The organism is Streptomyces sp. NPDC029164 (assembly GCF_055563995.1).
In genome coordinates this window covers 62,637-77,938 of sequence record NZ_JBVHWW010000023.1, presented here as the reverse complement: position 1 = coordinate 77,938, position 15,302 = coordinate 62,637, and the positions used below count along the sequence as shown (strand labels likewise).

At 73.1% G+C, this 15,302-nt stretch carries 12 protein-coding genes; 10 read left to right on the top strand and 2 right to left on the bottom strand.

The features are described 5' to 3' along the window. Positions 1 to 220 precede the first annotated feature (220 nt). From ACZ4VT_RS22590 to ACZ4VT_RS22580, 3 genes are all read left to right on the top strand, one after another. The gene (locus ACZ4VT_RS22590) at positions 221 to 2,308 is read left to right on the top strand and encodes a SpoIIE family protein phosphatase (RefSeq protein ID WP_467952097.1); all 2,088 of its coding nucleotides are present in this window, start codon (positions 221 to 223) and stop codon (positions 2,306 to 2,308) included. A 132-nt stretch (positions 2,309 to 2,440) separates the two neighbouring features. Continuing rightward, positions 2,441 to 3,751, top strand: coding sequence for a serine hydrolase domain-containing protein (locus ACZ4VT_RS22585; protein ID WP_467952096.1), 1,311 nt, complete (start codon positions 2,441 to 2,443; stop codon positions 3,749 to 3,751). A gap of 58 nt (positions 3,752 to 3,809) precedes the next feature. Beyond that, complete coding sequence (locus tag ACZ4VT_RS22580; protein ID WP_362853447.1) at positions 3,810 to 4,334, top strand: GNAT family N-acetyltransferase; 525 nt, start codon at positions 3,810 to 3,812, stop codon at positions 4,332 to 4,334. Here ACZ4VT_RS22580 and ACZ4VT_RS22575 read toward each other — a convergent pair. Then, a complete protein-coding gene (locus tag ACZ4VT_RS22575; protein ID WP_467952095.1) occupies positions 4,324 to 4,770 on the bottom strand; it encodes a hypothetical protein in 447 nt (148 codons plus the stop codon). The genes ACZ4VT_RS22580 and ACZ4VT_RS22575 overlap by 11 nt on opposite strands. Positions 4,771 to 4,887: 117 nt before the next feature. Here ACZ4VT_RS22575 and ACZ4VT_RS22570 point away from each other — a divergent pair, with 117 nt between their 5' ends. Both ACZ4VT_RS22570 and ACZ4VT_RS22565 read left to right on the top strand, forming a co-directional pair. After that, complete coding sequence (locus ACZ4VT_RS22570; protein ID WP_467952094.1) at positions 4,888 to 5,679, top strand: class I SAM-dependent methyltransferase; 792 nt, start codon at positions 4,888 to 4,890, stop codon at positions 5,677 to 5,679. 96 nt (positions 5,680 to 5,775) lie between these two features. After that, complete coding sequence (locus tag ACZ4VT_RS22565) at positions 5,776 to 6,174, top strand: nuclear transport factor 2 family protein (RefSeq protein WP_467952093.1); 399 nt, start codon at positions 5,776 to 5,778, stop codon at positions 6,172 to 6,174. A gap of 30 nt (positions 6,175 to 6,204) precedes the next feature. Here ACZ4VT_RS22565 and ACZ4VT_RS22560 read toward each other — a convergent pair whose 3' ends face one another. Then, positions 6,205 to 9,318 (bottom strand): amidohydrolase family protein, encoded by a 3,114-nt coding sequence (locus ACZ4VT_RS22560; RefSeq protein WP_467952092.1) that lies wholly within the window; start codon positions 9,316 to 9,318, stop codon positions 6,205 to 6,207. 534 nt (positions 9,319 to 9,852) lie between these two features. Here ACZ4VT_RS22560 and ACZ4VT_RS22555 point away from each other — a divergent pair. From ACZ4VT_RS22555 to ACZ4VT_RS22535, 5 genes are all read left to right on the top strand, one after another. Further along, on the top strand, positions 9,853 to 10,737 hold the full coding sequence (locus tag ACZ4VT_RS22555) for a helix-turn-helix domain-containing protein (RefSeq protein ID WP_467952091.1): 885 nt from the start codon (positions 9,853 to 9,855) through the stop codon (positions 10,735 to 10,737). 91 nt (positions 10,738 to 10,828) lie between these two features. After that, complete coding sequence (locus ACZ4VT_RS22550) at positions 10,829 to 11,842, top strand: helix-turn-helix transcriptional regulator (protein WP_467952089.1); 1,014 nt, start codon at positions 10,829 to 10,831, stop codon at positions 11,840 to 11,842. Between the two features lie 97 nt (positions 11,843 to 11,939). Beyond that, positions 11,940 to 12,359, top strand: a complete 420-nt coding sequence (locus tag ACZ4VT_RS22545) for a helix-turn-helix domain-containing protein (protein WP_467952088.1) — start codon at positions 11,940 to 11,942, stop codon at positions 12,357 to 12,359. Positions 12,360 to 12,369: 10 nt separating this feature from the next. Further along, positions 12,370 to 12,783, top strand: coding sequence for a VOC family protein (locus ACZ4VT_RS22540; RefSeq protein WP_388829369.1), 414 nt, complete (start codon positions 12,370 to 12,372; stop codon positions 12,781 to 12,783). Between the two features lie 80 nt (positions 12,784 to 12,863). Then, positions 12,864 to 15,266: an ATP-binding cassette domain-containing protein gene (locus ACZ4VT_RS22535; protein ID WP_467952086.1), complete on the top strand. Its 2,403-nt coding sequence runs from the start codon at positions 12,864 to 12,866 to the stop codon at positions 15,264 to 15,266. Positions 15,267 to 15,302 lie beyond the last annotated feature (36 nt).

The following is a 15,302-nucleotide window of genomic DNA, read 5'->3' as shown; positions in this document are numbered from 1 at the left end:
GTGGTCCCGGCGCCGCCGCTCCGGCCGCGGCGATTCGCAGATGCGCGCGCTGAGTGAACCGACACGGGCCGATGACCACCACCCGGCCGGCGGGCGGGTGCTCCGAGCGCTCCGGGCGCTGCCGGGCGGGTTCCGGGGCACGATGAGAGGTAGCCGTGCGCCCCGGGCCGCCGCCGGGCGGGTGGGGGCGGGGCCGGAGTGCCGGAAGGGAGCGTCCCCGATGGGTTCGATCGACGGGTTGGGCGCGGGTGGGACCGGGCGTACCGCGCCCGGGCTGGCCCCGCCCAGCGGGCTGCTCGACGTCCTGAACGTCGCGGCGGTCGTCCTCGACGCCGAGGGACGGATCGCACTGTGGAGCCCCCAGGCCGAGCAGCTGTTCGGCTGGTCGGCCGAGGACGCGCTCGGCCGGCCCGCCGCCGGGCTGCTGGCCGCAGAGGAACACCTGGGGCTGGTCACCGAGCTCTTCGCGCGGGTCATGGGCGGCGCCGGCGACTGGGCCGGCGCCTTCCCGGTACGCCACAAGGACGGCGGCACCCGCCTGGTGGAATTCCGCAACATGCGGTTGCTCGACGAGCACGGGGAGCTGTACGCCCTCGGCATCGCGACCGACCGCACACGGCTGCGGCAGCTGGAGCGGGACCTCGCCCTCTCCGCGCGCCTGGTCGCCCAGTCCCCGATCGGCCTCGCGGTCCTGGACACGGAACTGCGGTACGTCCTGGTCAACCCGACGCTGGAGCGGATCAACGGGCTGCCCGCCGCCCAGCACATCGGCCGGAGCGTCCGCGAGGCCCTCTCCTTCCTCGACGACACCGAGGCCGCCGAATCGGCCATGCGCCAGGTGCTGGCCACCGGCACCCCGCTGCTCGAACAGTTCACGGCCGGCCGCACCCACGGCGGGGAGCGCACCGAGCACGCCTGGTCGGTGTCGTACTACCGGCTGGAGGACGCCACCGGACGCGTCCTCGGCCTGGCCACCTCCGTGGTCGACGTCACCCAGAGTCACCAGGCGGCCATCGAGATCGCCCGCAGCCGCCGGCGCCTCGCCCTGATCGCGGACGCCACCGTCCGCATCGGCACCACCCTCGACCTGGACCAGACCGCCCGCGAGCTCGCCGACGTCGTCGTGCCGGAGCTCGCCGACATCGCCGCCGTCGACATCCTCGACTCCGTCCTCGAAGGCCGTCCCACCCTGCGGTCGTCCGCCCACGAGCCCGCCGTGTTCCGCGCCCTGGCCGTCGCCTCCGCCTTCCCCAGCGAGGCCGTCCGCGCCGCGGACCCACCGGGCGACATCGCCGCGTACGCCGCCGACCGGCTGGTCACCCAGTCCGTGACCACCGGACACCCGGTCCTGGTGGCCCACGTCCACGCCCAGGACATCTCGCGCATCGCCCGCGACAGCACCGCCGCCTCGCTGCTGACCCGCGCCGGCCTGCGCTCGTACCTGGCCGTGCCCCTCATCGCCCGCGGCGAGGTCCTCGGCGCCCTCGACCTCAAACGCACCCGCAACCCGCTGCCCTTCAACGACGACGACATCGTGCTGGCCGGGGAACTGGCCGCCCGCGCCGCCGTGTGCATCGACAACGCCCGCTGGTACCGCAACGCGCACCACACCGCCCTCGCCCTCCAGCACCACCTCCTCCCGCACCACCCGCCGCCCACGCCCGGCCTGGAAGTGGCCTCCCGCTACCGGCCCGCCGCGGCCAGCAGCGAGATCGGCGGCGACTGGTTCGACGCCATCGCGGGCCCGGACGACACCACCGTCCTCGTGATCGGCGACGTGATGGGCAGCGGCATCAACGCCGCCGCCAGCATGGGACAGCTGCGCACCGCGACCCGTACCCTCGCCGAGCTCGCCCTCGACCCGACGCAGGTGCTCCAGCAGCTCGACCGCACCACCGCCGCCCTCGAAGAGACCATCGCCACCTGCGTGTACGTCGTCTACGACCCGCACCGGGCCCAGTGCCGGGTGGCCGTCGCCGGACACCTGCCGCCCGTCCTCATCCGGTCCGGCCACACCCCCGAACTCCTCGACCTGCCCACCGGCGCGCCGCTCGGCGTGGGCGGCATCCCCTTCGAGGCCACCACCGTCGCCATGGAGCCCGGCGACCAACTCGTCCTCTACACCGACGGACTCGTCGAGACCCGGGACCAGCCCATCGACGAACGCCTCGACCTGCTCCTGGACCTGCTCGCCGACACCGGGCGCCCGCTGGAGGAGACCTGCGACCGGCTCCTGGACTCCCTGCGCCGGCCGGACGACCACGACGACGTCGCCCTGGTCATCGCCCGCGCGAGGCCACTGCCGTAGTCCTGCCGTAGTCCTGTCGCAGCCCTGTCGCAGCCGTGTCGCAGCCGGGCGCTCGCCTCGCGGCCCGGTCGGCGCGACCTTACGCTGATCGTGATCGCCCCGCCTTGAACCCCGTACGGCAGGAGGCATGTGGTGACTCCGACGCACATACGGTTCCGCCGGGCCTGCGTGGCAGCCGCCGCGGCTGGTCTGCTCGTCGCCCCGGCCGTCGCGGGCTCCGCGTACGGGACGCCCGCCGCGGTGCGGTCCGTCCCCGCCGCCCCCACCCCGGACGGCGAGGAGGGCTTCCCGGAGCTCACCCCCGCCGTCGCGGCCCAACTCGACGCGGCCGTGCGCCAGGTCATGCGCGAGGCCCGGGTGCCGGGCGTGATCGTGGGGCTGTGGGCACCCGGCAAGGGCAGCTACGTGAGGGCCTTCGGGGTGGCCGACAAGGCGACCGGCGCGCCCATGCGGACCGACTTCAACACCCGCATCGGCAGCCAGACCAAGACGTTCACCGTCACCGCCGTCCTCCAGCTGGTCGACCAGGGCAAGGTCGGCCTGGACGACCCGATCGGCGACTACATCGCCGGCGTGCCGAACGGGGACCGCATCACCCTGCGCGAGCTGGCCGGCATGCGCAGCGGGCTCTTCAACTACAGCGAGGACGCGGACTTCGGCAAGGCGTTCACCACCGACCCCGACCGTCGGTTCACGCCGCAGGAGCTGCTCGCCTACTCCTTCAAGCACCCGGTGCAGTTCGAGCCGAACGCGGAGTTCGAGTACTCCAACACCAACCTGATCCTGCTCGGCCTGCTGATCGAGAAGGTCACCGGCCGCTCGCTCCGGGACGTCATCGACCGGGACGTGGTGGAGCCGGCCGGACTGGGCCGCACGCTGTTCCCGGCCGGCGCGGAGTTCCCCGCGCCGCACGCGCAGGGCTACACGGACCAGACGGCGTCCGGCAAGATCGAGGACGCCGCCGGCTGGGACCCGTCCTGGGCCTGGGCCGCGGGCGCGATGATCTCCGACCTCCAGAACCTGCGCAGCTGGGCGCGGACCCTCGCCACGGGCACGCTGCTGACGCCCGAGACACAGGCCCAGCGCCTGAAGACCACCTCCGTCGGCATCCCCGGCGCCGGCTACGGGCTGGGCCTGTTCAACGTCCAGGGCTGGATCGGTCACAACGGCTCGCTCCCGGGCTACGAGAGCCTGGGCGTCTTCCTGCCGCAGGAGCAGGCGACCCTGGTCGTCATCCTCAACACCGACGTCCTGCACGACGGCCAGGAGCCCAGCACCCTCTTCGGCGAGGCGATCACCGGCATCGTGACCCCGGACCACGTCTACCCCGGGCACAAACCGTCGGCCCCCAAGCCCTCGGCCTCGGCACCCGCGTCACCCGTGTCTCCCGTGTCACCCGCGTCGACGCCGTCCGCACCGCCGACCGCACCGCCGTCCGGATGAGGTCCGCCGCCGGCGCCGGCGGACCGGGTCGGATGATCCGACTGTTAGGGTCCGAGGTATGCCAGAGCTCATCAGCCCCACCTCCCGCTTGCACAGCTCCTGGCTCGCCGCCCAGCGGGAAGCGGGCCCCGACGCCCACCTGGACGGCGCCGGCCTCGGTTCCGACGACGACGTGGACAGCCCGGAGGGCTTCGCGGCCTGGGTGGACCGGCTGCACCGGTACGCCGACCGTACGGCGCCGGTCGAGCACGGCCGCGTGCACGCCACCTACTGGTGGATCGCCGAAAACGACACCTATCTCGGCGCGATAGACCTACGGCACTACCTGAACGGCTTCCTCCTGGACGCGGGCGGCCACATCGGCTACAGCGTCCGGCCCTCGGCCCGCCGCCGCGGGCTGGCCACCTGGGCCCTGGGCGCCGTCCGGCACGAGGCCCGCCTGCTGGGGATGGACCGGGTCCTGCTGACCTGCGACCCCGGAAACGAGGCCTCGATCCGCACGATCGAGGCCAACGGCGGCGTACTGGAGGACGTCCGCGAAACCCTCATCGGTCCCAAGCGGCGCTACTGGATCAACCTCTAGCCTCCCGCTCCGCCACTCCGGCGAGCAGACCACGGAGGATCTCCACGTCGCTCTCCGGGACACGGCGCAGGCGCCCCCGGCCGTCGGCGTCGAGATCGGACGGGCGGACGACCACGAGCCGCAGGCCGTGGGCCGGGACCTGGGTGTCGCGGTAGCCGTCGTAGCGGGCGCGCTGCTCGCCGCGGTGGACTCCGCTGACCGTCATCCTGTCGGGCTTGTCGAAGAAGGGCGTCGGCTCGTCGTGCTGGCGCTCCCGGTACTCCAGCACCAGCCGGTGGCCGGGCCAGTAGGCGTCGACCGGAAGCCTGGCCCGGCGGCCTCCCGCGCCGGGATCGCCCAGCAACCAGTCGAACCTGTGCTGGGTGAGGGCCGTGGCGCCCAGGACCTGGTTGCACAGGCCGACCACGTACGCCTCGTCGCTGTCGTCTCGGCTCATGGGGAGGATGCTGTCACGGGGCCGCCCGGCGCGAAGCCGTTTCGGCGGGAAGGCGGCAGGCCGGGACGTCGTGTCGTAACGCTGCCGGGTGGCGGCGATGGGTCGATAGTGGTTGCTGTGAGCGACTGGTCGGAGGGACCCGGGCAGAGCGGTGCCGCGGACGGCGCCGCCTGGTCCGGACGTGACGGCGCGCGGGCATTCGCGGCGGTGGACGCGGCCACGGACTGGCTGCTCGGGTACCCGTTCGTCTTCCGGGCCCTGTCCGGCCGGATCGGGCCCCGGGCGGTTCTGGTGGACTACGGGTGCGGACCGGGGAAGGTGGCCGACCAGGCGGCCCGGCGGCTGGGGGCGCGGGTCCTCGGGGTGGACACCTCCCCGGAGATGCTGGCGCTCGCCCGTGCCTCGGCGACCGCGGTGGCGGAGTACCACCTCGTCGAGGACGGCCGGGTGACCGGACTCGCGGACGGCTGCGCGGACGCGGTCATGTGCAACCACGTGCTCGCGTCGCTGCCCAGCGAGGGCGCGGTGCTCGGCGTGTTCACCGAGATCCGCCGACTGCTGCGGCCGGACGGCCTGTTCGTGCTGTTGGCGACCGACCCCAACTGCAACGGCACCGAGTACGCCTCGCTGCGGATCGGCGAACCGGGCGAGGTGTACGGGCCCGGCGACGAGCTGACGGTACGGCTGCGGCGCACGGACGGAACCTGGCAGGAGATGCGCAACCACGCGTGGCCCGTCGGCTACTTCCCGGCCCTGCTGGAGCGCGCCGGCTTCCGGGACGTCGTCCGGCACCGGCCCACCGTGGACGAGGCGCTCACCGTCGCCGACCCGGATCTCGCGGCCGGCCGCGCGTGGTCGGCCGAGCGGGAGAGACCGCCCCTGGTGATCACCACGGCGCTCGCGGCCTGACCGTACGCGGCCGTACGTCCGTACGTCCGTACGGACGTGTGGTGGGTGGTCGGCTCGTGCGACGCCCGCCGCCCGTGCGGGTGTTACTGTCGCGCCATGTCCAAGGCCGAGATAGACGTGGTGACCGCCGAGTTCTTCGGCGCCTTCGACAACCGGGGCGGTCAGACCGCCGACCTGGGACGGATCCGCCGGCTGATGCTCCCGGGCGGGGTCATCGTCAAGACCGGCCCGGACTTCACGGCCTACACCGTGGACGAGTTCATCGAGCCCCGCCGGCTGCTGCTGTCCGGCGGCCGGCTGGCCGAGTTCTCCGAGTGGGAGACCTCGGAACGGACCGAGATCGCGGGCGACATCGCCTCGCGGTTCGGCGAGTACCGCAAGTCCGGCATCCTGGACGGCGAGCCCTTCGAGGGCGGCGGGACCAAGACCATCCAGTTCGTGCGGACCCCGGAGGGCTGGCGGATCGCCGCCTTCTCCTGGTCCGACCAGCCCTGACCGCGAAGCCGCCCGCGCCGTCGGCGCTCGTCAGCGGTCGCCCTCGTGGGCGGTGCAGCAGCCGTCCCGGAGCATCTGCCGCAGCACACCGCCCCAGTCCCCGGGGGCCGCGTCCGACGTCGCACCGGAACGGGTGAAGGCGCGCTCCAGGGCCGGGCGTTCGCGCACGACACCGCCCCGGACGGTCGCCCGTACGCGGATCAGGTCCGCGAAGTCGGTGAAGGGGTCTCCGTCGACGAGGGTGAGGTCGGCGATCCTGCCCGGTTCGACCGTGCCGAGCCGGTCCGCGACGCCGAACACCCGGGCCGGGGTCCGGGTCACCGTGGTCAGCGCCTCCGCCGGCGACATGCCGTACCGGTGCAGCGCCCGCAGGGAGAGGTGCAGGTGGAGCCCGACGGGGGTGAGCGGCGCGTCGGTGCCCAGCGCGAGCCGGCCGCCACCCGCCACCACACGCCGGTAGACGTCCACCTCGCGCTCCAGGACGGCGCTCTGCTCCGCGCTCGGCGCACTCGCGGCCGCGGCCCGGACGGCCTCCACGTCCCAGGGCGGCATCAGCGCCGTCACCCGCGCGTCGTCGGCCAGCGCCGGATCGGCGCCCATCAGCGGCAGCGCGGTGAAGGGGGTGGCGACGAGATCGAAACCGCCCCGCGTGTAGACCTCCACGGTGTCCTGGTAGGTGTGGCCCCGGGGGGTCGCCCCGTGGCCGTACTCCGCGCGCTCGGTCGCCACCAGGTGCGTCGTCAGGTCCTGTCCGGTCTGGACGCCGGGGGCGCACAGATGGGAGCCGGCCAGGACACCGAGCCGGTCGTGCGCGAAGCGGGCCGCCTCGGCCATCAGCTCGTAGGGGGCGCGTACGTACGTCTTGACGAAGTCCCAGTCCAGCGCCGCGCCCCGGGCCAGCGAGCGGTCGAACCCCGCGCGGGTGCGATGGGCGCGCCCCATGCTGTAGGCGACCCGGGAGCCGTCGAGGAGCTCCCCGCCGGCCAGCAGCCGCGGCGCGGCGAGCCGCCCGGCCCGGATGTCCTCGCGCAGCCGGGCCTGCTCGTAGGCCGAACCGCCCAGCGAGACCACGGTGGTGACGCCGTACGCGAGGTGCAGCACGCCCTGGCGCGCCCCGTAGGTGTACGGGTACGGATGGACGTGCGAGTCCCACAGGCCCGGCAGGACCGTGCCGTCGGAGGCGTCGACGGTGCGGGCGGCGCGGCGGCCCGGCCGGTGCCGCTCGACGGCGGTGATCCGGCCGCCGCTGACGAGGACGTCGACGTCGGCCCGGGGCGGGGAGCCCGTGGCGTCCCACAACAGCCCCGCGTGCACGACGGTGTCGACGGGTGCGGGGCGCCGGTAGGAGAGGGAGACGGGAACGGTCCGGGCGGGTCCGGCGGGCGCGCCGTCGCCGTCGAGGGTGAGCAGGCGCAGCCGGGCGCAGGACTGGTAGAGCAGGGTGCGGGCATCGGCGGACCAGGACGGGTGGTCGGCGGGCTCGTCGGTCAGGCGGTGGGCCGGTCCGGCGGGCGCGCCGTCGGGGCCGACGGGCAGCAGCCACAGCGCCGACTCGCTGACGCATGCCAGGAAGCGGCCGTCGGGCGACCAGACGGGACCGGAGGCGTAGCGGTCCGCGAGCGAGGCGTGCGGGGCGAGCGCGTGCAGGCGGGCGGCGCCGGTGGCGGTGTCGACGATCCGGATGAGGTTGTAGCCCTCGCGGAAGCGCCGGCTGAGCCGGTTGCGGTCGCACAGGGCGAGGTACCGGCCGTCGGGCGACCAGCTGGGCGGGCCGGGCAGTCCGCCCCCGCCCAGTGCCGGGACCAGCGGGGTCTCCGTCCCGGTCGCGAGATCGCGTACGAGGAGTCGCCCGGCCAGGTCCAGCGCGGCGAGCCGGGTGCCGTCCGGGGAGAGCGCCCCGTAGACCCGCCCGCCCGGGGCGAGCACGCTCTCCCGGCCGCCGTCGAGCTCCCTGCGGCGTACGGTGTTCAGCCCGTCCCGGTCGTCGGTGTAGATCAGCGCCCGGCCGTCCGGGGTCCAGACCGGGCCCTGCACGTAGGCCGTGGCGGGAGCCTGGACGATCCTGCGCGGCGCCCCGCCGGTGATGGGCGCGATCCACAGCGCGTTCAGCGCGGCGAAGGCCACGCTGCGGCCGTCGGGGGACAGGGCGGGCAGGTGGACGCCGCGGACCGGGAGGCTCCGCTCCGCCTCCAGAACGTACTCCTTGACCCGGTAGCGGGGGCGCGCCACTTCGAGGGTGGCGTCGAGGGGGATCTCCTGGCCACCGCCGCCGTCGCCGTGCGGGCGGATCACCCGGAACCGGCCGTCGAGGGTGACGAGCAGGCGGTCGTCGCCGATCCAGCGCGGGGGAGCGGGCGCGAGGTCGCCGTCCAGGGAGACCGGACGGCCGTCGGCGAACAGGGTCAGGGTCTCGGCCTTGCGGGGGCCGGGAGCCGCGGACAGCCAGGCGGTGCGGCCGGCCGGGGAGAGCGCGGGAGCCATCAGCCGGCCGTCGGCGACGGTGTGGTCGATCCGTACCGGCCCGGGCGCGCCGGCGGCGACGGAGGCGATGGTCCGGGCGGTCAGCGTGTCGCCGGCCGGCGTGCCCGTGGTCACGGTGGCGCGGACGAACAGCACGCGGGAGCCGTCCGGCGACCAGACGGGGTCGAAGTCCTCCCACTCCCCGTCCTGGCCGGGTCCCTCCTGCCCGGGCAGGCCCGTCAGGCGGCGCGGGCGGCCGCCGGTCACGTCGACGGTCCAGATCCGGTACGGGCTGCCGGCCACCGGATCACCGCCGCGTTCGGAACAGCAGGCGAGGGTGCGGCCGTCGGGCGACCAGGCCGGAGCGCGGTGGTCGAACGGGCCGTCGGTGAGCCGGCGCAGACCGGAGCCGTCCGCGTTCATCACCCAGAGGTGGAAGACGCCCCCGCGGTAGGCGCTCATCGCCACTTGTCGGCCGTCGGGGGAGAACACCGGACGCCCGGGCTCCAGATCGGGCGGGGTGAGGGGCGTGGCGGGGGAACCGTCCGGGGGCAGCGACCAGAGGACGTTCTGCACCTCGGCGACGAACCGGTCCCCGGCGGCCGTGGCGGTCGCCGCCCCGTTGGTCGCACGGGTGAAGCGGAGCCCGACGGTCTCGGCCCCCGCCGTCCCCGTCGCGGTCATCGCCGTTCCGACTGACTCCGTTCCGGCTACGGCCTCCTGGCCGGCCGCCGCGGGGGAACGCCCGAGCAGCGCCGCCGCGGCTCCCACCGAAGCCGCCTGCAGCACGGTCCTGCGCGCAACTCGCATTCCGACCCCTCGCCTCCCTTGTCGACGTACCACCAAACGATCAAGCCCCCCTCGGGCAACGGCGACCCCGGCAGGGATAAATCGCTTGATGGTGATCCTCGTAAAGTTGCCCGTGACGGTCGGGCCGGTTCAGTCCCAGATCATGGGATTCCCTCGATTCTCAAATCCGGAATGCCGTTTCCTTCGGCGGCTCGCCCTGTTCCCGGTGAACAGCCTTCCGCCCGGCACGGACCGCCGGAAGGGACGGAGGGTGAGAGCAAGCAGCCCGGAGAGCTTGGTGTCACCGCTCGGAACCGGCCAATCGCCCCGCCCGGCCGGCAATGTGCCGAGACCCGCCTGTGGATTCGGCCCGGGCTGATGCATCCTGGTGGCCGTCCGGACCGTAGGCGCCCTATACGGGGGGTAGACATGGTCTCGATCGTTCGCGCTCCGGAGCTCGCTGCCGGGGGTGCCGAGAGCATCAGATCGCGTCCTGGAGCGGCCCTGCGGGGGCGGATCATCGCGTACCACGGCTACCGGCTGCCGGAAGGCAGACCCCGGTCCCGGCTCGAAGTCCCCGACGGCGTGGTGACGGTGGTCATCGCCCTCGCGGGCGGTCTCCGTCTCACCGCCGGGGGACCGCCCCAGGGCGCCTCGTCCTTCCTCTCCGGGCTGCGCACCACGGCGACGCGCGGCGAGCACACCGGAGGTCTGCACGGCATCGAGGTGACCTTCTCCCCGCTCGGCGCCTACCGGACCTTCGGGATACCCATGAGGTACTTCACGGAGGCCTTCGTCGACCTGTCCGACCTGCTCGGCCGGAACGCCGCCCTCCTGGTCGAGCAGCTCCAGCAGACCGATGCCTGGGCCGACCGGTTCGCCCTCCTCGACGCCGTGTTCCTCTCCTGCGGCGACAAGGGCGGCACGGTCTCGCCCGAAGTCCGCGAGGCCCTGCGGCGGTTGCGCGCGGACAGCCGGCCCGAAGCCCTCAGCAGGATCTCCGGCGAGGTCGGCTGGAGCTCCCGCCATCTGCGCGCCCGCTTCGGGCAGCAGGTGGGCCTGGCGCCGAAGGCCGTCGCCAGGGTGGCCCGGCTCCAGCGGGCGCTGCGCCTCCAGTCGCTCGGCCTGGACGGGGCCAAGGTGGCGGCCTTCGGCGGCTTCCACGACCAGGCCCACTGCATCCGCGAGTTCAAGGCGATGACCGGGCTCACCCCGTCGCGGTTCGCGGCCCACCGGGGCGGCCTGCCGCCCGGCTCGGCGCTGGACCGGGTGGCGGGCCGGGTGACCAGCCTGCTGCTGCCGGACAACGCCTGAACTCCGATTCCTACAAGACCGCCGGCCCTGCTGCCCCCCATGCTGCTGTGCGCCTGGAAAGACGTTTGCCGACGTGGGGAGGAGCACCGCGATGCTGTCCGCACTGGGACTCGACACATCGACCGAGGTCGTCTACCGGCTGCTGGCCGCGCGCCCCGAGGGCTGGGGCGTCGGGCAGATGGCCGAGCGGCTCGGACTCGAGGAACAGCAGGTGCGGGACGCGCTGGACAGACTCGCCGAGCTCTCCCTGCTGCGCAGGTCCGCGGACCGCCCCGGGGGATGGCGGGCGATCCACCCCGAACTGGGGCTCCAGTTGCTGCTCCGCCGCCAGCAGGACGAACTCGAGCAGCGCCGACGGGAACTGGACGAGACCCACGTCGCGGTCACCCGCATGCTCGCCGACATCGCCGAGCCCGCGAGCGGCGGCGGGCGCGCGGGCGAAGGCGGCGGTGACGAGGCCGACAGCGAGCGCCTCATCGGCATGGACGCGATCCAGAGCCGACTGGAGCAGATCGCCAACAAGGCCACCACCTCGGTCTGTACGTTCATGCCGGGCGGCGGCCACTCCCCGGCGTCCATCGAGGCGGCGCGGCACAACGACGCCCAGATCCTGCTCCGCGGGGTGGAGCTGCGGACGGTCTGCCTGGACAGCGTCCGCAACAGCGCGCCGACGCTCGAGTACGCCCGCTGGCTGACCGAGTCCGGGGGCGAGGTGCGCACGGTTCCCACTCTGCCGCTGCGGATGATCCTGATCGACGGCGCCAGTGCGCTGGTCCCGCTGGACCCGTCGGACACCCGCCGCGGGGCCGTCCTCCTCCACGCGGCCGGGGCGATGGCCGCGCTGTCGACGCTCTTCGAGCAGGTGTGGGCGGTCGCGCTGCCGCTCGGCGCGCGGCAGGCCAGGGACGAGGACACCGGGCTCACCCCACAGGAACGCGAACTGCTCACCCTCCTGGCCAAGGGGCTCACCGACGAGACGGCCGCCGGGCGGCTGGGGGTGTCCTTGAGCACCGTCCGCCGCAGCATGGCTTCCATCATGGAGAGGCTGGGGGCGCGCAGCCGTTTCGAGGCCGGGCTGAGGGCGGCGCAGGCCGGCTGGCTGTGACCCGCGGGCAAGCGATCCTGAACGCCCGCCCCCGGCCGCCGGATCGAGTTCCCACAGGTGGCCGCCGCCTCGGCCGCGCCCGTGCGATGCTGGGTGCATGACCCTGGAGGACCTGGTACGCCTGCGTCGTGCGCGGGACACGATGGACCGCGACTACGCGCAGCCGCTGGACGTCCCGGCACTGGCCGACGTCGCCCTCATGTCGGCCGGGCACTTCTCCCGCAGCTTCCGCGCCGCCTTCGGGGAGACCCCGTACAGCTACCTCATGACCCGCCGCGTCGAGCGGGCGAAAGCGCTGCTGAGGCGGGGTGACCTCAGCGTCACGGAGGTCTGCTTCGAGGTCGGGTGCACCTCGCTCGGGTCGTTCAGCTCGCGCTTCACGGAGCTGGTCGGCGAGAGCCCGAGCGCCTACCGGGCCCGCCGCCACGAGGCCGGAGCGGCGATCCCGGCGTGCATCGCGAAAATTCATACGCGACCGATCAGAAACGGAGAAGCGAAATCGCCCGCCGCCTCGTAGCGTCGGAGGCATGACCATCAAGCTCTCACAGTGCTTCATCGCAGTCGACGACCATGACAAGGCGCTCGCGTTCTACCGCGACGTCCTCGGCATGGAGGTACGCAACGACGTCGGCTTCGAGGGGATGCGGTGGGTGACCGTCGGCTCACCCGAGCAGCCCGACGTGGAGATCGTCCTCGAACCGCCGCTCGCCAACCCCAACGCCTCCCCGACGGACAAGCAGCAGATGGCGGAGCTGCTGGCCAAGGGCATGCTGCGCGGCGTGATCTTCTCCACCGACGACGTCGACGCCACCTTCGAGCGCATCCGGGCAGCCGGCGGGGAGGTGCTGCAGGAGCCGATCGACCAGCCGTACGGGGTCCGCGACTGCGCCTTCCGCGACCCGGCCGGCAACATGCTCCGCTTCAACCAGCCCAAGCGGTAGAGACAGCCCGCAGCACAGTCCGTACCAACGAAACCGACGGGGACCGCACACGCGGTCCCCGCCCGAACGACGGAGACACGATGAGCAAGGCCACGGGGACGGGGACGGGGGCGCGGTCGTCCGCGCCGCACGGTGCCGACAGCCACGACGTGATCCGCGTGCACGGCGCGCGCGAGAACAACCTCAAGGACGTCAGCATCGAGATCCCGAAGCGCCGGCTGACGGTGTTCACCGGGGTCTCCGGCTCGGGCAAGAGCTCGCTCGTGTTCAACACCATCGCCGCGGAGTCGCAGCGGCTGATCAACGAGACGTACAGCAGCTTCGTCCAGGGCTTCATGCCGACGCTCGCCCGCCCCGAGGTCGACGTCCTCGACGGGCTGACGACCGTGATCACCGTCGACCAGCAGCGGATGGGCTCCGACCCCCGCTCCACGGTCGGCACCGCCACCGATGCCAACGCGATGCTGCGGATCCTCTTCAGCCGGCTCGGGAAGCCGCACATCGGCCCGCCCAGCGCGTACTCCTTCAACACCGCCACGGTCCGGGCGAGCGGGGGGATCACCGTCGAACGCGGCGCCGCCAGCACCAAGACGGTGAAGGCGACCTACCACCGCACCGGCGGCATGTGCACGCACTGCGAGGGCCGCGGCAAAGTCTCCGACATCGACCTCACCCAGCTCTACGACGACTCCAAGTCCATCGCCGAGGGCGCGTTCACCATCCCCGGCTGGAAGTCGGACAACGTGTGGACCGTGGGGATCTACGCCGAGTCGGGCTTCCTCGACCCGGACAAGCCGATCCGCCGGTACACCAAGAAGGAGATGCAGGACTTCCTCTACCGCGAGCCGACCAAGGTCAAGGTCAACGGCGTCAACCTCACCTATGAGGGGCTGATCCCGAAGATCCAGAAGTCCTTCCTGTCCAAGGACAAGGAAGCGATGCAGCCCCACATCCGGGCGTTCGTGGAGCGGGCGGTCACCTTCACCACCTGCCCCGAATGCGACGGCACCCGGCTCAGCCAAGGCGCCCGGTCGTCGAAGATCAAGCGGATCAGCATCGCCGACGCCTGCGCGATGGAGATCAGGGACCTCGCCGAGTGGGTCCGCGCCCTCAAGGAGCCCTCGGTGGCGCCGCTGCTCGCCGCCCTGCAGCAGACCCTCGACTCCTTCGTCGAGATCGGCCTCGGCTACCTCGCCCTCGACCGGCCCGCGGGCACCCTGTCGGGCGGCGAGGCGCAGCGCGTCAAGATGATCCGCCACCTCGGCTCCGCGCTCACCGACGTCACCTACGTCTTCGACGAGCCCACCATCGGCCTGCACCCCCACGACATCCAGCGGATGAACGACCTGCTGCTGCGGCTGCGGGACAAGGGCAACACGGTACTCGTCGTGGAGCACAAGCCCGAGGCGATCGCCATCGCCGACCACGTCGTCGACCTCGGACCGGGCGCCGGTACGGCGGGCGGCACCGTCTGCTTCGAGGGCACCGTCGAGGGTCTGCGGGCCGGCGACACGATCACCGGCCGCCACCTCGACGACCGCGCCACGCTCAAGGAGACGGTGCGCGAGCCCTCCGGCTCGCTGGAGATCCGCGGCGCGACGGCGAACAACCTGCGGGACGTCGACGTCGACATCCCGCTCGGGGCGCTGGTCGTCATCACGGGTGTCGCCGGCTCCGGCAAGAGCTCCCTCGTCCACGGCTCGATCCCGGCGCGCGAGCAGGTGGTGTCGGTCGACCAGACACCGATCCGCGGTTCCAGGCGCAGCAACCCGGCGACCTACACCGGACTGCTCGACCCGATCCGCAAGGCTTTCGCGAAGGTCAACGGCGTGAAGCCGGCCCTGTTCAGCGCCAACTCCGAGGGCGCCTGCCCCACGTGCAACGGCGCCGGGGTCATCTACACCGACCTGGCGATGATGGCGGGCGTCGCCACCCCCTGCGAGGACTGCGAGGGCAAGCGGTTCCAGGCGGAGGTGCTCGAATACCGGCTCGGCGGCCGCGACATCAGCGAGGTCCTCGCGATGTCCGTCAGCGAGGCCGAGGAGTTCTTCGGCGGCGGCGAGGCGCACACGCCGGCCGCGCACAAGATCCTCGACCGGCTGGCCGACGTGGGCCTCGGGTACCTCACCCTCGGCCAGCCGCTCACCACCCTGTCCGGCGGCGAGCGGCAGCGGCTCAAGCTGGCCACCCACATGTCGGAGAAGGGCGGCGTGTACGTCCTCGACGAGCCGACCACCGGCCTCCACCTCGCCGACGTCGAGCACCTGCTCGGCCTGCTCGACCGGCTCGTCGACTCCGGCAAGTCGGTGATCGTGATCGAGCACCACCAGGCGGTCATGGCGCACGCCGACTGGATCATCGACCTCGGCCCCGGCGCCGGCCACGACGGCGGCAAGGTCGTCTTCGAAGGCACCCCCGCCGACCTGGTGGCCAAGCGCGCCACTCTGACCGGCGAGCACCTCGCGGCGTACATCGGCGCCTGACCCGGTCGTACGCCGACCCGGGCGCCCGCACGCGAG